This is a genomic window from Xenorhabdus ehlersii (assembly GCF_003610465.1).
Lineage (GTDB): Bacteria > Pseudomonadota > Gammaproteobacteria > Enterobacterales > Enterobacteriaceae > Xenorhabdus > Xenorhabdus ehlersii.
The window spans coordinates 539,015-555,497 of sequence record NZ_RAQI01000002.1 but is presented as its reverse complement, the minus strand read 5'-3'; the positions used below and the strand labels follow the sequence as shown (position 1 = coordinate 555,497).

2 protein-coding genes (1 of these 2 only partly in view) are annotated in these 16,483 nt (G+C 51.2%); both read right to left on the bottom strand.

The window, feature by feature from the left end:
- Positions 1–148: 148 nt before the first annotated feature.
- Positions 149–1,822 (bottom strand): pyridoxal-dependent aspartate 1-decarboxylase PanP, encoded by a 1,674-nt coding sequence (gene panP, locus BDE27_RS08430; RefSeq protein WP_099131219.1) that lies wholly within the window; start codon positions 1,820–1,822, stop codon positions 149–151.
- A 73-nt stretch (positions 1,823–1,895) separates the two neighbouring features.
- Positions 1,896–16,483 carry the 3' portion of a non-ribosomal peptide synthetase gene (locus BDE27_RS08425; protein WP_120211339.1) on the bottom strand. 40 nt of this gene lie beyond the right edge of the window, so 14,588 of the gene's 14,628 nt are visible here — the last part of the coding sequence; the start codon falls outside the window, past its right edge — the gene reads right to left on this strand; its stop codon occupies positions 1,896–1,898.

Sequence of the window (16,483 nt, the reverse complement as noted above, 5' to 3'; positions counted from 1 at the left end):
ATTGATTTTAAACGATGTGTTATTTACGTTTTGTATTTGTAAAAAAAGAACCCAATAGATTTCAAACAGCGGCTATGCTGCCACTTGAAATCTATTGGGTAGATAAGTTAATCAAACGAATACTGCGATGTGATATCAGACCATATACTCAATTGATTAAATTGTGTAGCGTTTGCCAGAGCGGACTTTGTTGTGCTAGTTGACGCTGCTCCTCAAGCATATTTTCGAGTATTGCCAACGTGGTCAGAGGATTTGCCAGCACGACGCGTAAAACTATTGTTGGTTGTCTAGCCCATTGCGCGGGTTTGAGACAGGTATGTGAGACAAAAGATTTTCCCGCAGTCCACTGCATCGCTTGGATATTCTGGTTCAGTGTATTAATTAATTCATGCAGTTGTTGTTTAACCTGTTCTGAACCTTCCCGTAATGCCGGTAACACCTTTGGTGGCACATAGCGATAAGTCAACAGGCAAAGCTGTGGCTCACTGATTAACTCGAAATCTTCTTGCTGGCGGATCAGATCGGCAAATTGTTGCGCTTTCTCAATGCTTGCATCTATCAGGCCAGCCAATCTTTGGCGGCCAAGCAGATGGAAGTTACTGTGTAACATCAGCGACATTGCACTGCGTGAACCTTCCAAAGTATGACGGCCCAGATCCTTCGACCCTTTGCGCACAATATAATTAGCATGCTGGGCAATGGCGCTGGTCAGAGTAGGTTGACGGAATAACACCATACCAGCCCCCATGGGGACATACATTTGCTTATGAGCGTCGATCGTCACGGTATCAGCACGTTCGATACCCGCAAATAAATGCCGGTAGCGTTCGGACAGCAAACTCGCTCCGCCCCAGGCGGCATCAACATGGAAATGGCACTGTTCCTGTTCAGCGATATCCGCCAGAATATCCAGTGGATCAATGGAACCGGTTTCTGTGGTGCCAGCTATCCCGACAATAGCCATAGGTTTGATATTGCGTTGGCGCAGTTTCTGTAGTTGTGTGAGGAGGGCATTGATGCAGATCTTGCCATCTTTGTCGGTATCAACTTTTATCAAGGCATCTTGTCCTAATCCAAGGATATCTACCGTTTTTTTCAGCGAATAGTGTCCCAATTCCGATACCAGAATGGCTAAGCCCCTATAGCCATAATGCATCAGCCCCCTGGCTAATCCCTCACGTGCAAGACCAGCAAAATCCCCGTCAGCCGGCATAAGCTGGTTTCGGCACGCCCACATGGCGGTTAAATTAGCCACAGTTCCACCAGAACAGAAGGTCGCCAGAGCATGATCACTGCTGTGAAGCCATTGTTTATAGAAAGTTTCATCACAGTGGTATACCAACTTGTGCACCATACCCAGAACCTGGCGTTCCAGCGCAGTTAAAATATGCGATGTTTCCAGTTTGACCAGGTTTTGATTCAGGGCTGTCACTATTTTGCCAAGTGCAGGCAAATGTCTGGGGAGAGCCGATGTCATGTGACCAACAAAGGTAGGTGATGATACAGGCACAACCTGATTGAGGATATTTTCGCTCAGATGTTGGGCATATGCCCCAGCATCAACCGGTGATTCAGGGATAATCACGGAAGAGAACTGACTTTCAAGCTCCGTCAGTTCGCGTATGGGGTTATTTAACTCGCGGAGACAATAAGTGACTGGGTCACTAGCAATTGCCGTTTCCAGTCCGGCCAGATCTTCCTCACCGGCACAGGAAATAAACTGGTCGAGCAGTGCTTGCCATTCTTGTTCATCCAGACAGTGAGTGTTAAGCGCTTTTTTATCCGCTTCGTCGTGATTCAGGCTGTCAGGAAAATACAGCATAGTTTGCCTCTTTAGGGTCACTAATAATATCAGTCATATTTTTCTCTCACATATGGTTCAGTAGCTTTATTTATCAATAATGAACCCGCAACTTTTGCCATAGGCTGGTTACCCATTGCCCGACATGAGGTGCAGACAACAGGGTCATATGATTGCCGGGCACAACCATCGTATTGAGTTCGGTCGTATGAAGACGCCACTGGGTTTCGCGAGTTCTTCTTTCATCCTTATTGCCTTCTTCTGCGTTAATCAGATGTACAGATCCCTCATAACGGGTACGAGGTATATAACCCGTGTTCAGATTAGCCTGCATAACGCGGACAATCCCTTGTAACAGTGATATTGGTGTTTTTGCGGGAAAGAGACCGACCTTAACCAGAGCACTGTGCAGATGCTGAATTTGTTCATCCGCGGCCAGATCATTAAAATCTTGTCTGGCGAGCGGAAGGGGCTGGTTTAATATCATATTATAGATATCAATCAACTCCATGATTGTCTCAATACGGTTGACTGACTTGAGGGCATTTTCTTGCTGGTCAGGTTCATCGGTATCGATAAGCATAAGCTCGGATACCTGTTCTCCTTCAGTTTGCAATTGCAAGGCGATTTCAAAGGCAATCCAGCCGCCAAAAGAGTGGCCTAGCAGGTGATAAGGGCCATGAGGTTGGACTTGCCGGATTTTCTGGATATAGGCACGGGCCGCCCCTTCGACACTGCTGTAAGGAAAATGATGCTCAGTCGTGAACCCACGTGCTTGTAAAGCGTATACCGGAAGTTGCGATGGGAACGATAGGGCCAGTTCAAGCAAACTGGACGGGCTGGCGCCGGCACCAGGCAGGCAAAATAGCGGCGGCACGGATGGCGAGCCCTTCTGAATAATAACCAGTGGGTCGAAGGAAGGCACATCCGGTAAGTTTTCAGTGATTGAGTCCACGATTTGGTTTAGCAGAGGAGGGTGCATAATGGAGAAATGCGTCCCGCCGATAGGGTGGAGCACCGAATTGTGGCCGACAATGTCATGCCATCCGTGCCAACTATCGTTGTTGACTGACTCCTCCGCAGTATAGAGATGGATAGGTAAGGCGGATTTTTGCGCGATGTACGCCTGACCACGTTGTGTAATCATCTCGGCGGTATAAAAACGCAGGAGAATATCTTCACGAGTGATACCCGCCGACAGCCATTGGTGTTCGATACAGCGATCAAGTACCTGTTCCACGTTACTGAGATTGTGCAGTTCTGCCAACGCTTTTTCATCGTCAATAATCTTTTGGGTACGCAGTGCGTTAATGATTAATTCTATTCGCTTTGCTTCCTCGTTTACAGATGGGTCAGCAGTGGTTAAGGGGTCATGACTATCTTTATGGGCATGATAATAGGAGTCGATCATACCGAGAAACTCGACTGTTTCACCGTTACTTGTTAATTGTTGGGCTATTTCGTAGGCAATCACCCCCCCAATCGACCAGCCCATCAGACGATAAGGCCCTTGTGGCTGGATGCGGCGTATGGCCTGAATATGGCAGGCGGCCAGTGCTTTAATCGACACCGGAGGGTGCGCCAGTGTATGGATGCTAAGTGCCTGCAAGGCATAGACGGGAAGGTCAGGTGGTAGTAAGGCAGCCAGGGGAGAATAAACCAGGGGATCGCCGGAAGTTTCATGCACCAAGAATAAAGGTAGCAAGGAACCTGCTGGGCTTAGTGGTACAGGATTTGCATCAAATGGGGATACTGGCATGACAAAGTGCTCCTTAGTAGCTAGGGCTAGATCACATAAGGTTGGATGGGCGAACAGAGTGGTCAATGAAACCTGCATATTTTGTTCACGCATATGATTCAACAACTGTACAGCGAGCAGCGAGTGCCCGCCAAGCTCAAAGAAATGATCATGACGACTGATCTTTTCCAGCCCTAACAAGTCCTGCCAGATCTGGGCCAGCGCGGTTTCTGTTTTGCCGATGGGAGATTCATAGCCACGCACCACGAAAGCGGACGGATCGGGGGCAGGTAACGCCCGACGGTCGAGTTTGCCGTTAGGGGTTAACGGGAAAATCGCTAACGTGACAAAAGCACTGGGTAGCATATAGTCGGCAAGATATTGGGCGAGTTGCATGCGCAGTTTGGTTGGCAGCAATTCAATCCCTTCTAGCGGTCGTAAATAGGCCACTAGCCGTTTTTGACCAGGTGTATCTTCACGGATCAGCACCACCGCTTCGCGTACCCCGTCACACTGGGTGAGTCTGGCCTCGATTTCCCCTGGTTCAATGCGGAAGCCACGCAGCTTGACCTGAAAATCAGTGCGGCCGAGGTATTCAATTTTGCCATCGGGCAGCCAACGCCCCAGATCGCCGGTTTTGTACATGCGGGCGTCTGACTCCGAAGAGAACGGATTGGTGAGGAAACATTCGGCCGTCAGTTCAGGGCGATTCAAATAACCGCGGGCCACGCCAGCGCCCGCGATATGGATTTCACCAGCAACACCGACGGGAACGGGCTGACTATGTGTATCCAAAATATAAATTTGGGTATTGGCAATCGGGCGACCGATAGGAATAGAACGAGTCGCATCAATAAGAGAAGTCATTTCGTAGGTTGCAGCAAACGTCGTGGTTTCCGTTGGGCCATATCCATTAATCAGATGTGCGGGTTGGGACTTAGCCAATTGCACCTGTTGTATCCTCCTTGGATCGAGAACATCGCCGCCAATAAGCAGGTAGCGCAATTGCCCAAACAGGGGTTTGAGGTTATCAAGATATTCATTAAATAAGCCCGCTGTCAGCCAGAGAGCGGTGACGTGTCCCCTGATCAGTGCATCACAGAAACGTGCCGGATCGAGTAGTACAGATTGTGGAACGATGTACAGACGCCCACCATTGAGCAGGGCCGACCAAATTTCCCAGGTCGAGGCGTCAAAAGCAATATTGGCGCAATGAGCGACACAGTCATGCGCACCGATATCTGCGTAAGCATTATTGATAACCAGCCGATTGATACTGCGGTGCTCGACCATTACACCTTTCGGCTGCCCTGTTGAGCCAGAGGTGTAGATCACATAGGCCAGATGGCGTGACGTTAGTCCCAGTGTATGTGCTTGCGGATTGTGAGCCGGCTGTGTTGCCAAACATGGATCTTGTGCATCAAGCAATACCTTGGGTATGGGGTTGTCCAGTCGGTTAACTTGTGCTGTTTGAGTTAGCAAGGCCACGGGCTTTGCATCCTCCAACATATAGACCAGCCGTTCAGTCGGATAGTTGGGATCGATAGGTACGTAAGCCCCGCCGGCCTTAAGGATACCAAGTAAGCCCACGATCATGTCTAAACTGCGTTCAACACAAATTGCTACCCGATCATCCGGACGCACGCCCAATGTAATCAGGTGATGAGCCAGGCGATTGGCTCGCTGGTTAAGTTCACTATAGCTCAGTATCTGGTCTTCACAGACGACAGCAATAGTATCAGGATGATGTTCCGCATGGGTTTCAAATAGTTGGTGGATCAGGGCATCTTGCGGAAAATCCGTTTGAGTGGCGTTGAAGTTTATTAATAGTTGTTGCTTTTCCGATTCAGTCAACATTGGCAGGGCAGCAATGAGCTGTGTTTCATCCGCAGTCATTGCCATTAATATATTGGTTAAATAGTTGACCATACGTTCAATCGTTGCAGCATCAAACAGCGCGGTGGTATAGGACAAGGCACCGGCTAAACCTGCTTCAGTTTCTGCCAGGGATAATGTCAAATCAAAATGAGTCTTGTGATATGTCTGTTCAAATGGCGTGAGCTGTAGTTCAGGTAAGATGAGTGTTTGGGCTGGCGTGTTATTTAAGGCCAGCATCACCTGGAAGAGCGGACTGTGGCTTAGGCAACGTTCAGGTTGGAGTACTTCTACCACCTGCTCGAAGGGCAGATCCTGATGGGCATAGGCGGCAAGTGCCCGTTCCCGAATTTGTGCAAGCAGATCAGTCACACGAAGATTGTCATTGAATTTAACGCGCAAGGCCAGCGTATTGACGAAGAAACCTATCAATCTTTCAAGTTCATGGTGCGGGCGGTTGGCGACAGGGGTGCCGATGACAATATCATCCTGACCACTAAGCCTGGCGAGTACAATACTCCAGCCAGCCAGTAGGGTCATAAATAAGGTGCTGTTATGGCGTTGTCCAAGTTCCCTCAGTGATGTTAATAACGTGGCATCAAGCTGGAAAGCGATTTGGTCACCGATATAGGTCTGTATTGCTGGGCGTGGTCGATCCGTGGGCAGCGTCAGTAAGGCTGGCGCACCTTCAAGCTGAGCACCCCAGAAATCACGTTGTGCAGCGAGGGTTGCTTCTTTTAACTGCTCATGTTGCCAGACCGCATAATCAGCATACTGAATGGGCAGTGGTGGTAAAGGAGCTTCATTGCCATCAAGTGCCGCACGGTACAAAATCCCCAGTTCGCGTACCAGCACGCCAATAGACCAGCCGTCGGTAATAATATGATGTTGCGTGAGCAGCAGCACGTGTTCCTTATCGGCCAGTTGCAGCAGTTGGCCACGGATAAGCGGTCCCTGAGCGAAATCGAAAGGGGTTTGGGCTGCAAGGTTGGCAAGTTCGGTAATACGGTCGATATGCAGAGCAGGATCGAGCTGACGCAAGTCTTGACAGGACAGGGAAAAACCGATATCCGCAGGGTCGATTTGCTGGCTGGGTTGGCCTTCAACCAGCACAAAACGTGTCCGCAGACTTTCATGTCGAGCCACCAGACGATCAAGTGCCATTATCAGGGCATGGCGATTGAGTGAACCAGCTAAGCGCAGTACCGCAGGGAGATGGTAGGCCTGACTCGCCGCCGGATCGAGCTGACTGAGGAACCATAATCGTTGTTGAGCAAAGGACAAAGGCAAGGGCTGGCTGCGATCAGCAAGGGGGATGACTGTTTGCGTGATAGTGGCCGCTCCTGTCAGCGTCTGGGCCAGCCCCATCAGGATCGGTTGAGCAAACAGGGTTTGTAACGGTAATTCCCGCGCCAATACCTGACGAATACGGGCGACAAGCTGGACAGCAAGCAGGGAATGCCCGCCCAGCTCAAAGAAATGATCATGACGACCCACTCGCGCCAGTCCCAATAAGCCTTGCCAGATTTGTGCCAACGCCGTTTCTATGTCACCGACGGGCGCTTCATAGCTGCGCGTCACTACGGCAGAATCATCCGGCGCAGGGAGTGCCTGACGGTTAAGTTTACCATTGGGCGTGAGTGGGAAGGTTTCCAGCATCACAAATGCAGTGGGCAGCATATAGTCGGCAAGGTGTCGGGCGAGTTGCTGACGCAGTTCAGCGGGCACCAGTTTAGCGCCCGCCCGCGGCCGTAGATAGGCCACCAGCCGTTTCTGACCGGGTTCATCTTCGCGGGCAATCACCACGGCTTCGCGCACCCCGTGACACTGCATAAGCTGTGTTTCGATTTCCCCCAATTCAATGCGAAAACCCCGCAGTTTGACCTGAAAATCATTACGGCCGAGGTAGTCGATATTGCCATCGGGTCGCCAGCGGCCAAGGTCACCGGTTTTGTACATACGGTCATCGGGATTTGGGGAAAACGGGTCAACCAGGAAGCGCTCAGCCGTCAGTTCAGGCCGGTTGAGATACCCACGGGCTATGCCAGCGCCGGCGATATAGATTTCCCCGGTCACGCCCACAGGCACAGGCTGACCGTTCCCATCAAGAAGATAAATGCGGTTGTTGGCTATCGGGCGACCGATGGGCGGCAATGTTGGCCATTGTGCCATTTCCTTACCCAGTTGGTATGCCGTAGCGACATGGCTTTCTGTCGGGCCATAGTGATTATGTAACCGGCAGTTGTTGGTCCGTTGCAGGAAACGCTGAATGGCTGGCGTAATACGCAATTGCTCGCCGGCGGTGATAATATGCGCCAGACAGGAAAAATCCTCTCCACTGTAATTAGCGGCTTCAGCCAGATGCTGGAGCGCAATATAGGGCAGGAAAATTCGGTCAATCTGTTGTTGCTGAATCAGCCGGAGAAGCTGTTGAGGCGCCTGTCGCAGGGTTTCATTAATCAGAACCAGACAGCCGCCTTCACACAGGGTGGTGAATATTTCCTGAAAGGCGACATCGAAGCCCAGCGCAGCAAATTGCAGGGTTTTGCCGGTGCCGGCGGGCGGTGCAGGGAGGTGTCGGTGCCATTGTAGTAGGTTTGACAAGGCCGCCAGCGGCATTTCCACCCCCTTGGGTAATCCGGTGGAGCCTGACGTGTAGATGACATAGGCCAAATGGTGTGGTGTCAGCCCCTGCGCCTGTGTATCTGGGTTGTGAGTCGGTTGTTCAGCGAGAGAAGCTGTCTGAGCATCAAGCAGTATTGTGAGATAGTCGGTCTCAGCCGTGGAGTCCGTATTGTTCAGGGCGTCGGCGAGGGTCGTCTGGGTAAGTAAGGCCACGGGAGCGGCATCTCGGAGCATATACGTCAGCCGTTCGGTTGGGTAGGCCGGATCGAGCGGGACATAGGCCCCACCGGCTTTAAGAATAGCCAGTAATCCGACCACCATTTCCAGACTGCGTTCGACACAAATCGCCACGCGTTTGTCCGGACGGACGCCCAGCGCCATCAGGTAATGGGCCAGCTGATTAGCACGGCGGTTCAGTTCGCCATAACGAATAGTTTGCTCTTCAAATATCACGGCGGGGGCATTGGGTTGTTGTTCTGCCAGTGCTTCAAACTGAGGGTGGATTAAGGTGTTTGGCGGGAAACCCACCTGTGTGGCATTGAAATCCACCAGTAATTGCTGTTCCGATTCTGGCATTATCGGCAGAGTGACAATGCGTTGCGTTTCATCAGTGACCATGGCTACCAGTATATTTTTTAAGTAGCTAACCATACGCTCAATAGTGGCTAAATCGAACAAATCAGCAGCGTAGGTTATAGCACCAACTAAACCAGATTCGGTTTCAGTGAGTGATAATGTGATGTCAAAATAGGCACCATGATATGCCTGTTCAATTGATGAGAGCTGTAAATCAGGTAATACCAAGTTCTGAGCGGGTGTGTTGTTCAAGGCCAGCATTACCTGAAAGATGGGACTGTAGCTTAAGTTACGTTCAGGCTGGAGTGCTTCCACGACCTGTTCGAAAGGCAGATCCTGATGAGCATAGGCGGCAAGTGCTCGTTTCCGAACTTGTGCGAGCAGATCTGCTATCTTGAGGTCATCATTGAATTTAACACGTAAGGCCAGCGTATTGACAAAGAATCCAATCACTCCTTCAAGCTCATGGTGTGGGCGGTTGGCGATTGGGGTGCCGATGACAATATCATCCTGACCACTAAGCCTGGCGAGTACAATACTCCAGCCAGCCAGTAGGGTCATAAATAAGGTGCTATTATGGCGCTGTCCAAGTTCTTTAAGTGACGCCAACAACGCGGCATCAAGCTGGAAAGAGGCTTGGCCGCCAACATAGGTTTGTATGGCTGGGCGTGGCCGATCCGTGGGGAGCGTCAGTAAAGTCGGCACACCTTCAAGCTGAGCACACCAGAAATCACGTTGTGTCGCGAGGGTCGTTTCTTGTAGTTGCACATGTTGCCAAACGGCATAATCAGCATACTGGATGGGCAGTGGTGGTAAAGGATCTTCATTGCCATCAAGCGCCGCACGGTAGAAAATTCCCAATTCTCGCACTAGTACACTAAGAGACCAACCATCGGTGATAATGTGATGCAGGGTCAACAGCAAGACGTGCTCTTTGTCTGCCAGTTGCAGCAGTTGGCCGCGAATAAGTGGTCCTTGCGCGAAATCGAAGAGAGTTTGAGATTCGAGTTGGATAAGCTCGTCAACCCGATGGGTATGCAAGGCTGGATCAAGCTGGCACAGGTTGTGGCAGGACAAGGTAAAACCGATGTCAGCGGGTTCAATGTATTGGTAAGGTTGCCCCTCAATCAATATAAAGCGAGTGCGCAGGCTTTCATGGCGGGCAACCAGACGATCAAGGGCAACAGCCAAGGCATGATGATTAAGTGAACCGGTCAGGCGTAGTGCCGCAGGCAAATGGTAGGCCTGACTCGCTGCCGGATCGAGTTGACTGAGGAACCATAAACGTTGTTGGGCAAAGGACAGAGGTAATGGCTGGTTGCGGTCAGCAATGGGAATAACAGGCGGAGTCGTTGTAGCCGTTCTAGCCAGCGTATGAGCGAGTGTCATTAGAATGGGTTGGTCAAAGAGGGTCTGTAACGGCAACTCCCGTGCCAACATCTGGCGAATACGAGCAACAAGCTGGACGGCAAGTAGAGAATGTCCACCCAGCTCAAAGAAATGATCGTGACGGCCAACACGTTCCAGTCCTAGCAAGTCTTGCCAGATTTGTGCCAACGCCGTTTCTATTTCACTGACAGGCGCTTCGCCGCTGCGCGTCACTACGGCAGCAGCATCCGGCACAGGGAGCGCCTGTCGGTTGAGTTTACCGTTAGGCGTTAACGGGAAAGTGGTTAACGTGACAAAAGCGCTGGGCAGCATATAATCGGCAAGGTACTGACTGAGTTGCTGACGCAATTCAGCGGGCACCAGTTCAGCACCATCCTGTGGCCGCAGATAGGCAACCAACTGTTTTTGCCCTGGTTCATCTTCGCGGGCGATCACTACTGCTTCACGCACCCCATCACACAGCATCAGTTGTGCCTCTATTTCTCCCAATTCGATGCGGAAGCCGCGCAGCTTGACCTGAAAATCATTGCGGCCAAGGTATTCGATGTTGCCATCGGGCAACCAGCGGCCGAGGTCACCGGTTTTATACATACGTGCGCCTGATTCTGAAGAAAACGGATTGGCAAGGAAGCGTTCAGTGGTCAGTTCAGGTTGGTTTAGATAACCGCGAGCCAGACCAACGCCGGCGATATAAATTTCCCCCGTGACACCAAAGGGAGTGAGTTGCCCTTGGGAATCGAGAATGTAGCTTTGGGTATTGGCGATGGGGCGGCCAATCACTGAAACTGGCGGTACACCTGATTGAGCAGAATATTCATACCAAGTGGCATCACCATTGATCTCGGACGAACCATAGAAATTAAGGAGACGGAGCCAGGGATACTCAGTGACTACTTGTTGTGCTAACTCAGGTGCAAGCCGTTCTCCGCTGCAAATCAACATTTTAATTGATTTCAGATAATGACCTTTATCGCCTTGTTTATCACTACCTTGTATCAATATTTTCAAGAGGGAAGGTACGACGACCAAGTAGTTAACATCAAAACGCTGCAAGCCTTCACTGAAACGGACAGGATCTTTGACTTCGTGGTTATCAAAAACTACCAGTTTGCCCCCTGCCAGCAGCACGCCCAGGGTTTCAGTGACTGAATCGACAAAGCTGATACTGGTTTTCAGCGCTCCAACTAATGGCGGGGTTGCGATATCTCGGACGAACCACAGTAGCCGATTGCATAAGGCTTGGTGACTACTCATTACCCCTTTGGGCAGACCGGTGGAGCCAGAGGTATAAACAACATAGGCTAGATGATGGGCAGTCAGACCTGATACCTCTGGATTGTGATCTGGCTGTGCTTCCATGACGGAATCTTGGACATCAAGTGTGATGATAGGAATAGCATCAGTTGATTCAGTACTTGTAAAAATATCAAGCCATGCTCTTTGGGTCAGTACCACCGCTGGTGCCGAGTCTTCAAGCATATAGGCCAGTCGTTCGGCAGGATAAGCCGGATCAAGTGGCACATAAGCCCCACCAGCCTTGAGGATACCAAGCAAACCAACCACCATTTCCAGACTGCGTTCGACACTCATCGCGACACGATCGTCTGGGCGTACACCCAACGTCATTAAATGATGCGCTAAACGATTGGCATGGCGATTGAGTTCACCATAGCTAAGTGACTGTTCACCGGACACCACGGCGATAGCGTCGGGATGCTGTATCGCTTCTATTTCAAACAGTTGGTGAATCAGGGCATCCTGCGGAAAATCGGTTTGTGTGGCATTGAAGCCTGCCAGCAGTTGTTGTTCCAGGGCAGGCAGGATCGGCACGTGCAGAATGGGTTGCTGTGGGTTATGAGTGAGTGCATCAATAAGACCGCTGATGGCAGTGATCAGATAATGGGTTATGCGTGCAGGATCAATATTCGTCACAGTTTGGGCAGTTAAGTGGAAACCAACCCCCATATCATCCACTGATAGCGTGATTGGATAGTTGGTTCGTTCTTCTGCCGCCAAAATGCGTATCCCGGTCCAGGCCGAGTCGACCGTTTCTACTTCACCAGATTGACTGTGACGATAATTCAATAAGGCACTGAACAACGGTATCGGTTGGGTCACGCCACTGCATCGTTGTGCCAGCGATAATGGGGCCTGTTCATGTTCTAATAACAGGGTCAGATTGCGGTAGGTGGCCTGTACTACTTCTTGCACGCTGAGTCCGGTCAGAGTAATCCGTATCGGCAGCGTGTTAATAAACATACCCAATATTTTGTTGGCTCCTGCGATCCCCTGCAAACGCCCCAATAATACCGAGCCAAAGACCACATCGTAATGACCGCTGGTTTGAGCCAACACTTGCGCCCACGCGACATGAAACAGGACGCCGGGACTGATGCCTAAACGGCGAGCCTGAGAACGAATCGCCTTTGCCAAAGTGGGATCAAGCGGCAGACTGTGTTCGTTGATAGCCCGATTATCGTTGGGTACGTTGAGTATCCCGTAGGGAGCGGTTGGCTCCTCAATATCAGCCAGTTGGTCACGGAAATAGGCTTCATGCTCTGCTACTGGCCCACTTAATGTCCGGGCAATAAAGTTGCGATAAGGTAAGGCAGTGGGCAGCATGGCGGCATTTCCCTGCAACACGTGGGCAATCTCAGCGAAAATCAGCTCCAGTGTCATATGGTCACTGACCAGATGATGAAAACGCAAAGATAACAACCACTCATTGTGTACAGGATCATGGGCGATATCTGCGGCGAACAGCGGCGCGCGGCTCAGATCGAGGCGATGTTGACGCGGATCTGTGCCAGCACGTAGTTGCGATAAAACATCGCTTTCCGTGGTCGGGGTGAAGACATTGATATACAGCGATGCCTGACGCCAAACCACCTGAACTGGCTGGGCCAGATCTTGCCAATAGGCGGCAGTTCGCAGAATGTCATGGCGATCGATAATGTGTTGCAGTGCAGCTAAAAAGGCATCAAGACGTTCGCGGGTATCGAACGCGAGCAGGCTTTGCAGCAGATAATCATCACCTTGTGTCTGTAGCAAGTGCTGGAAGAGAATGCCTGTCTGTAACGGTGCCAGTGGATAGATATCCTGCACATTGGCGGCTCCTCCCGGTACAGCCGCGACGATGGCATCAATCTCGTTTTGGGGCAACGAAACCAGTGGCAGCATATCCGGGGTAATGGAAGTACAGCCTGCGGGAATAAGCTGGGGTGGCACGTCGAAAGTGCAGGTATTGTCTTGATATGCCAGGATGGTTTGCGCCAGCTCACTGAGGATCGGGGTCGCGAACACACTGCGCACGTCAAGCCGCCAACCCAGGTTATGCAGTTGTTCAATAAGGTTGATGATCATCAATGAGTGCCCGCCGAGTTCAAAGAAATGGTCATGACGACCGACTCGTTCCAGTCCCAGCAAATCTTGCCAGATCCGGGCTAAAGACGTTTCTATCTCTCCGACCGGCGTTTCATAGCCGCGAGCTATCACCGCAGATGTATCGGGGACAGGCAGGGCCTGACGGTCAAGTTTGCCATTAGAATTCAGCGGGAAAGTTTCCAATGTCACAAAGGCGCTGGGTAACATATAATCGGCCAGGTGTTGGGCGAGTTGCTGCCGCAATTCGGCCGGCACCAGCTCGGCACCATCCAGAGGCCGCAGATAGGCGACTAGCCGTTTCTGCCCCGGCTCATCTTCACGGGCAATCACCACGGCTTCGCGCACCCCGTCACATTGCAGGAGTTGGGCCTCGATTTCCCCCAGTTCGATACGGAAACCGCGTAGTTTGACCTGAAAATCATTGCGACCCAGATATTCGAGATTGCCATCAGGCCGCCAACGACCCAGATCGCCGGTTTTATACATACGCGCGTTCGGTTCTGAAGAGAAGGGATCGTTTAGGAAGCGTTCGGCCGTCAGTTCAGGCTGATTCAGATAACCACGGGCCACGCCAGCACCGGCGATATAAATTTCACCGCTAACCCCAAGAGGAACGGGCTGACCGGTAGCGTCAAGGATATAGATCTGGGTATTGGCGATGGGGCGGCCAATATGAGAAACAACATTTGTTGTCCGATGCATGCGTGTCCAGGTTGAATACGTTGTCGTCTCCGAAGGGCCATAGAGATTGCAGATATCTTCTACCTCTGAATGGGCAAACAGATGTTCAACGATATGGGGTTTCAACGCTTCACCCGCCAAATTAATGGTTTTAACGGTGGGAGGAATGGCGTTTGTCTCGCTCAAATGTGCGATGGCCGACGGCACCGTATTAATCAGGCTGATCGCCTGTTCTGTCGAAGAGGACTTAGTCGTGATTAACGACAGGGCATCAGGAACAATATGAACTGTGCCACCAGAAATCAGTGGCGCAAAACATTCGTACACGGACAAATCAAAATTAAATGAAGTCGCGAACAGGGTATGAGCCAAGGCTTCGGGGCGAAAAGCTCGTTGAGCCCAGGTCAGGAAATTCACGGTATTGCGATGGGCAATCGCAACCCCTTTGGGTGCTCCGGTGGAGCCTGACGTGTAGATCACGTAAGCCAGATGCTTTGACGTTAAGCCCAGTGATTGCGCATCGGGATTGCCTATTGATTGACTTAAGGGTTCGTGATTGTCATTGTCGAGTAAATTATCGATGAATACCGTAGGTACAGAGTGAGCCAGTCTGTCGGATAGTTTTTTCTGCGTGATGACCACGACGGGAGCTGCATCCTCAAGCATATAGGCTAATCGATTTGTTGGATAAGCGGGATCGAGCGGGACATAAGCGCCACCTGCCTTGAGAATAGCCAGCAATCCTACCACCATTTCTAAACTGCGTTCGACACAGAGAGCGATTCGATCGTCTGGATGTACCCCCAGAGTAATCAAATGATGAGCCAGATGATTGGCATAACGGTTCAATTCCCCATAGCGGAGAGACTGTTCTCCACACACTACCGCAGTCGCATTCGGCGTTTGTGCAGTTTGCGCTTCGACCAGTTGATGGATCAGGGCTTCCTGTGGGAAATCAGTTTGAGTGGCGTTGAATTCCACCAACAATTGGTGCCGCTCCGATGCTGACAATATAGGCAGGCTGGCAATAGTCTGTTCGGCATCTCTTGTCATTGCCACAAGTACCCGTTTCAAATAGCCGGCCATACGCTCTATCGTTGAGGGATCAAACAGATCAACAGCATATTCCAGTTCGCCGAACAGACCCGATTCGGTTTCGGTCAGCGACAAGGTTATATCGAAGTGGGTATTGTGGCGTGCTTGTTCAATTTGAGTGAGTTGGAGGCCCGGTAACGTCAGGGTTCTGGCGGGCGTATTGTTTAAAGCCAACATCACTTGGAAGATCGGGCTGTAGCTTAGGCTGCGTTCAGGCTGGAGCGCTTCCACCACCTGTTCAAAAGGCAGATCCTGATGGGCATAGGCGGCAAGCGCCCGTTCCCGAATCTGGGCAAGCAAATCCGCCACATTGAGATTACCCTTGAAGGTGACACGCAAGGCCAGCGTATTGACAAAGAAACCGACCAGCCCCTCAAGCTCACGGTGCGGGCGGTTGGCGACTGGCGTGCCGATGACAATGTCATTCTGTCCACTAAGTCGGGCGAGTACAATACTCCAGGCTGCCAGTACAGTCATAAACAGAGTCGTGTGATGCCGTTGTCCAAATGATTTAAGTGATGCCAGTAAGGCCGCATCAAACTGAACAAGCACCTGTTTACCTGCATAAGTCTGTACGGAGGGGCGTAGCCGATCCGTGGGCAGTGTCAGCAAGGCTGGGGCGCCCTTAAGTTGCGTACACCAAAAATCGCGTTGTTTGGCAAGGACGGTGCCTTGTAACCACTCGCGCTGCCAGACGGCATAGTCAACATACTGAAGGGGCAGTGACGGAAGCGGATCATCATGGTTGTCGAGAGCCGCACGATAGAGCGCACCCAGTTCGTGCACCAGCACCCCGATAGACCAGCCGTCAGAAATGATGTGATGCTGGGTGAGCAATAACACATGTTCTTCATCCGTTAGTTGTAACAGTTGGCCGCGGATCAATGGGCCTTGGGTCAGGTCGAAAGGTGTCTGTGCTTCAAGGGCGGTCAGTTCGGCGAGACGGTGAGTGCGCGTTTCGGTGTCTAACGGACGCAGATCATGGCAGGACAGGGTAAAGCCCATATCAGAAGAATCAATGTATTGGCAGGGCTGGCCCTCAATCAGCATAAAGCGGGTACGCAGGCTTTCGTGACGCGCAATCAGGCGTTCGAACGTGTTAGTCAGGGCATCACGGTTAAGTTGGCCCGTCAGGCGCAGCGCTATTGAAAGATGATAGGCCAAACTGGCGACAGGATCGAGTTGGTTAAGGAACCACAGCCGCTGCTGGGCGAAGGACAATGGCAGAGGAAGATCACGGGCTGCCTGCTTGATGGGTGGCCGCTTCTGATGATGCTTGTTATGTCGTAATTGCTCTTTAATTTTCTTTTGTAAAACAG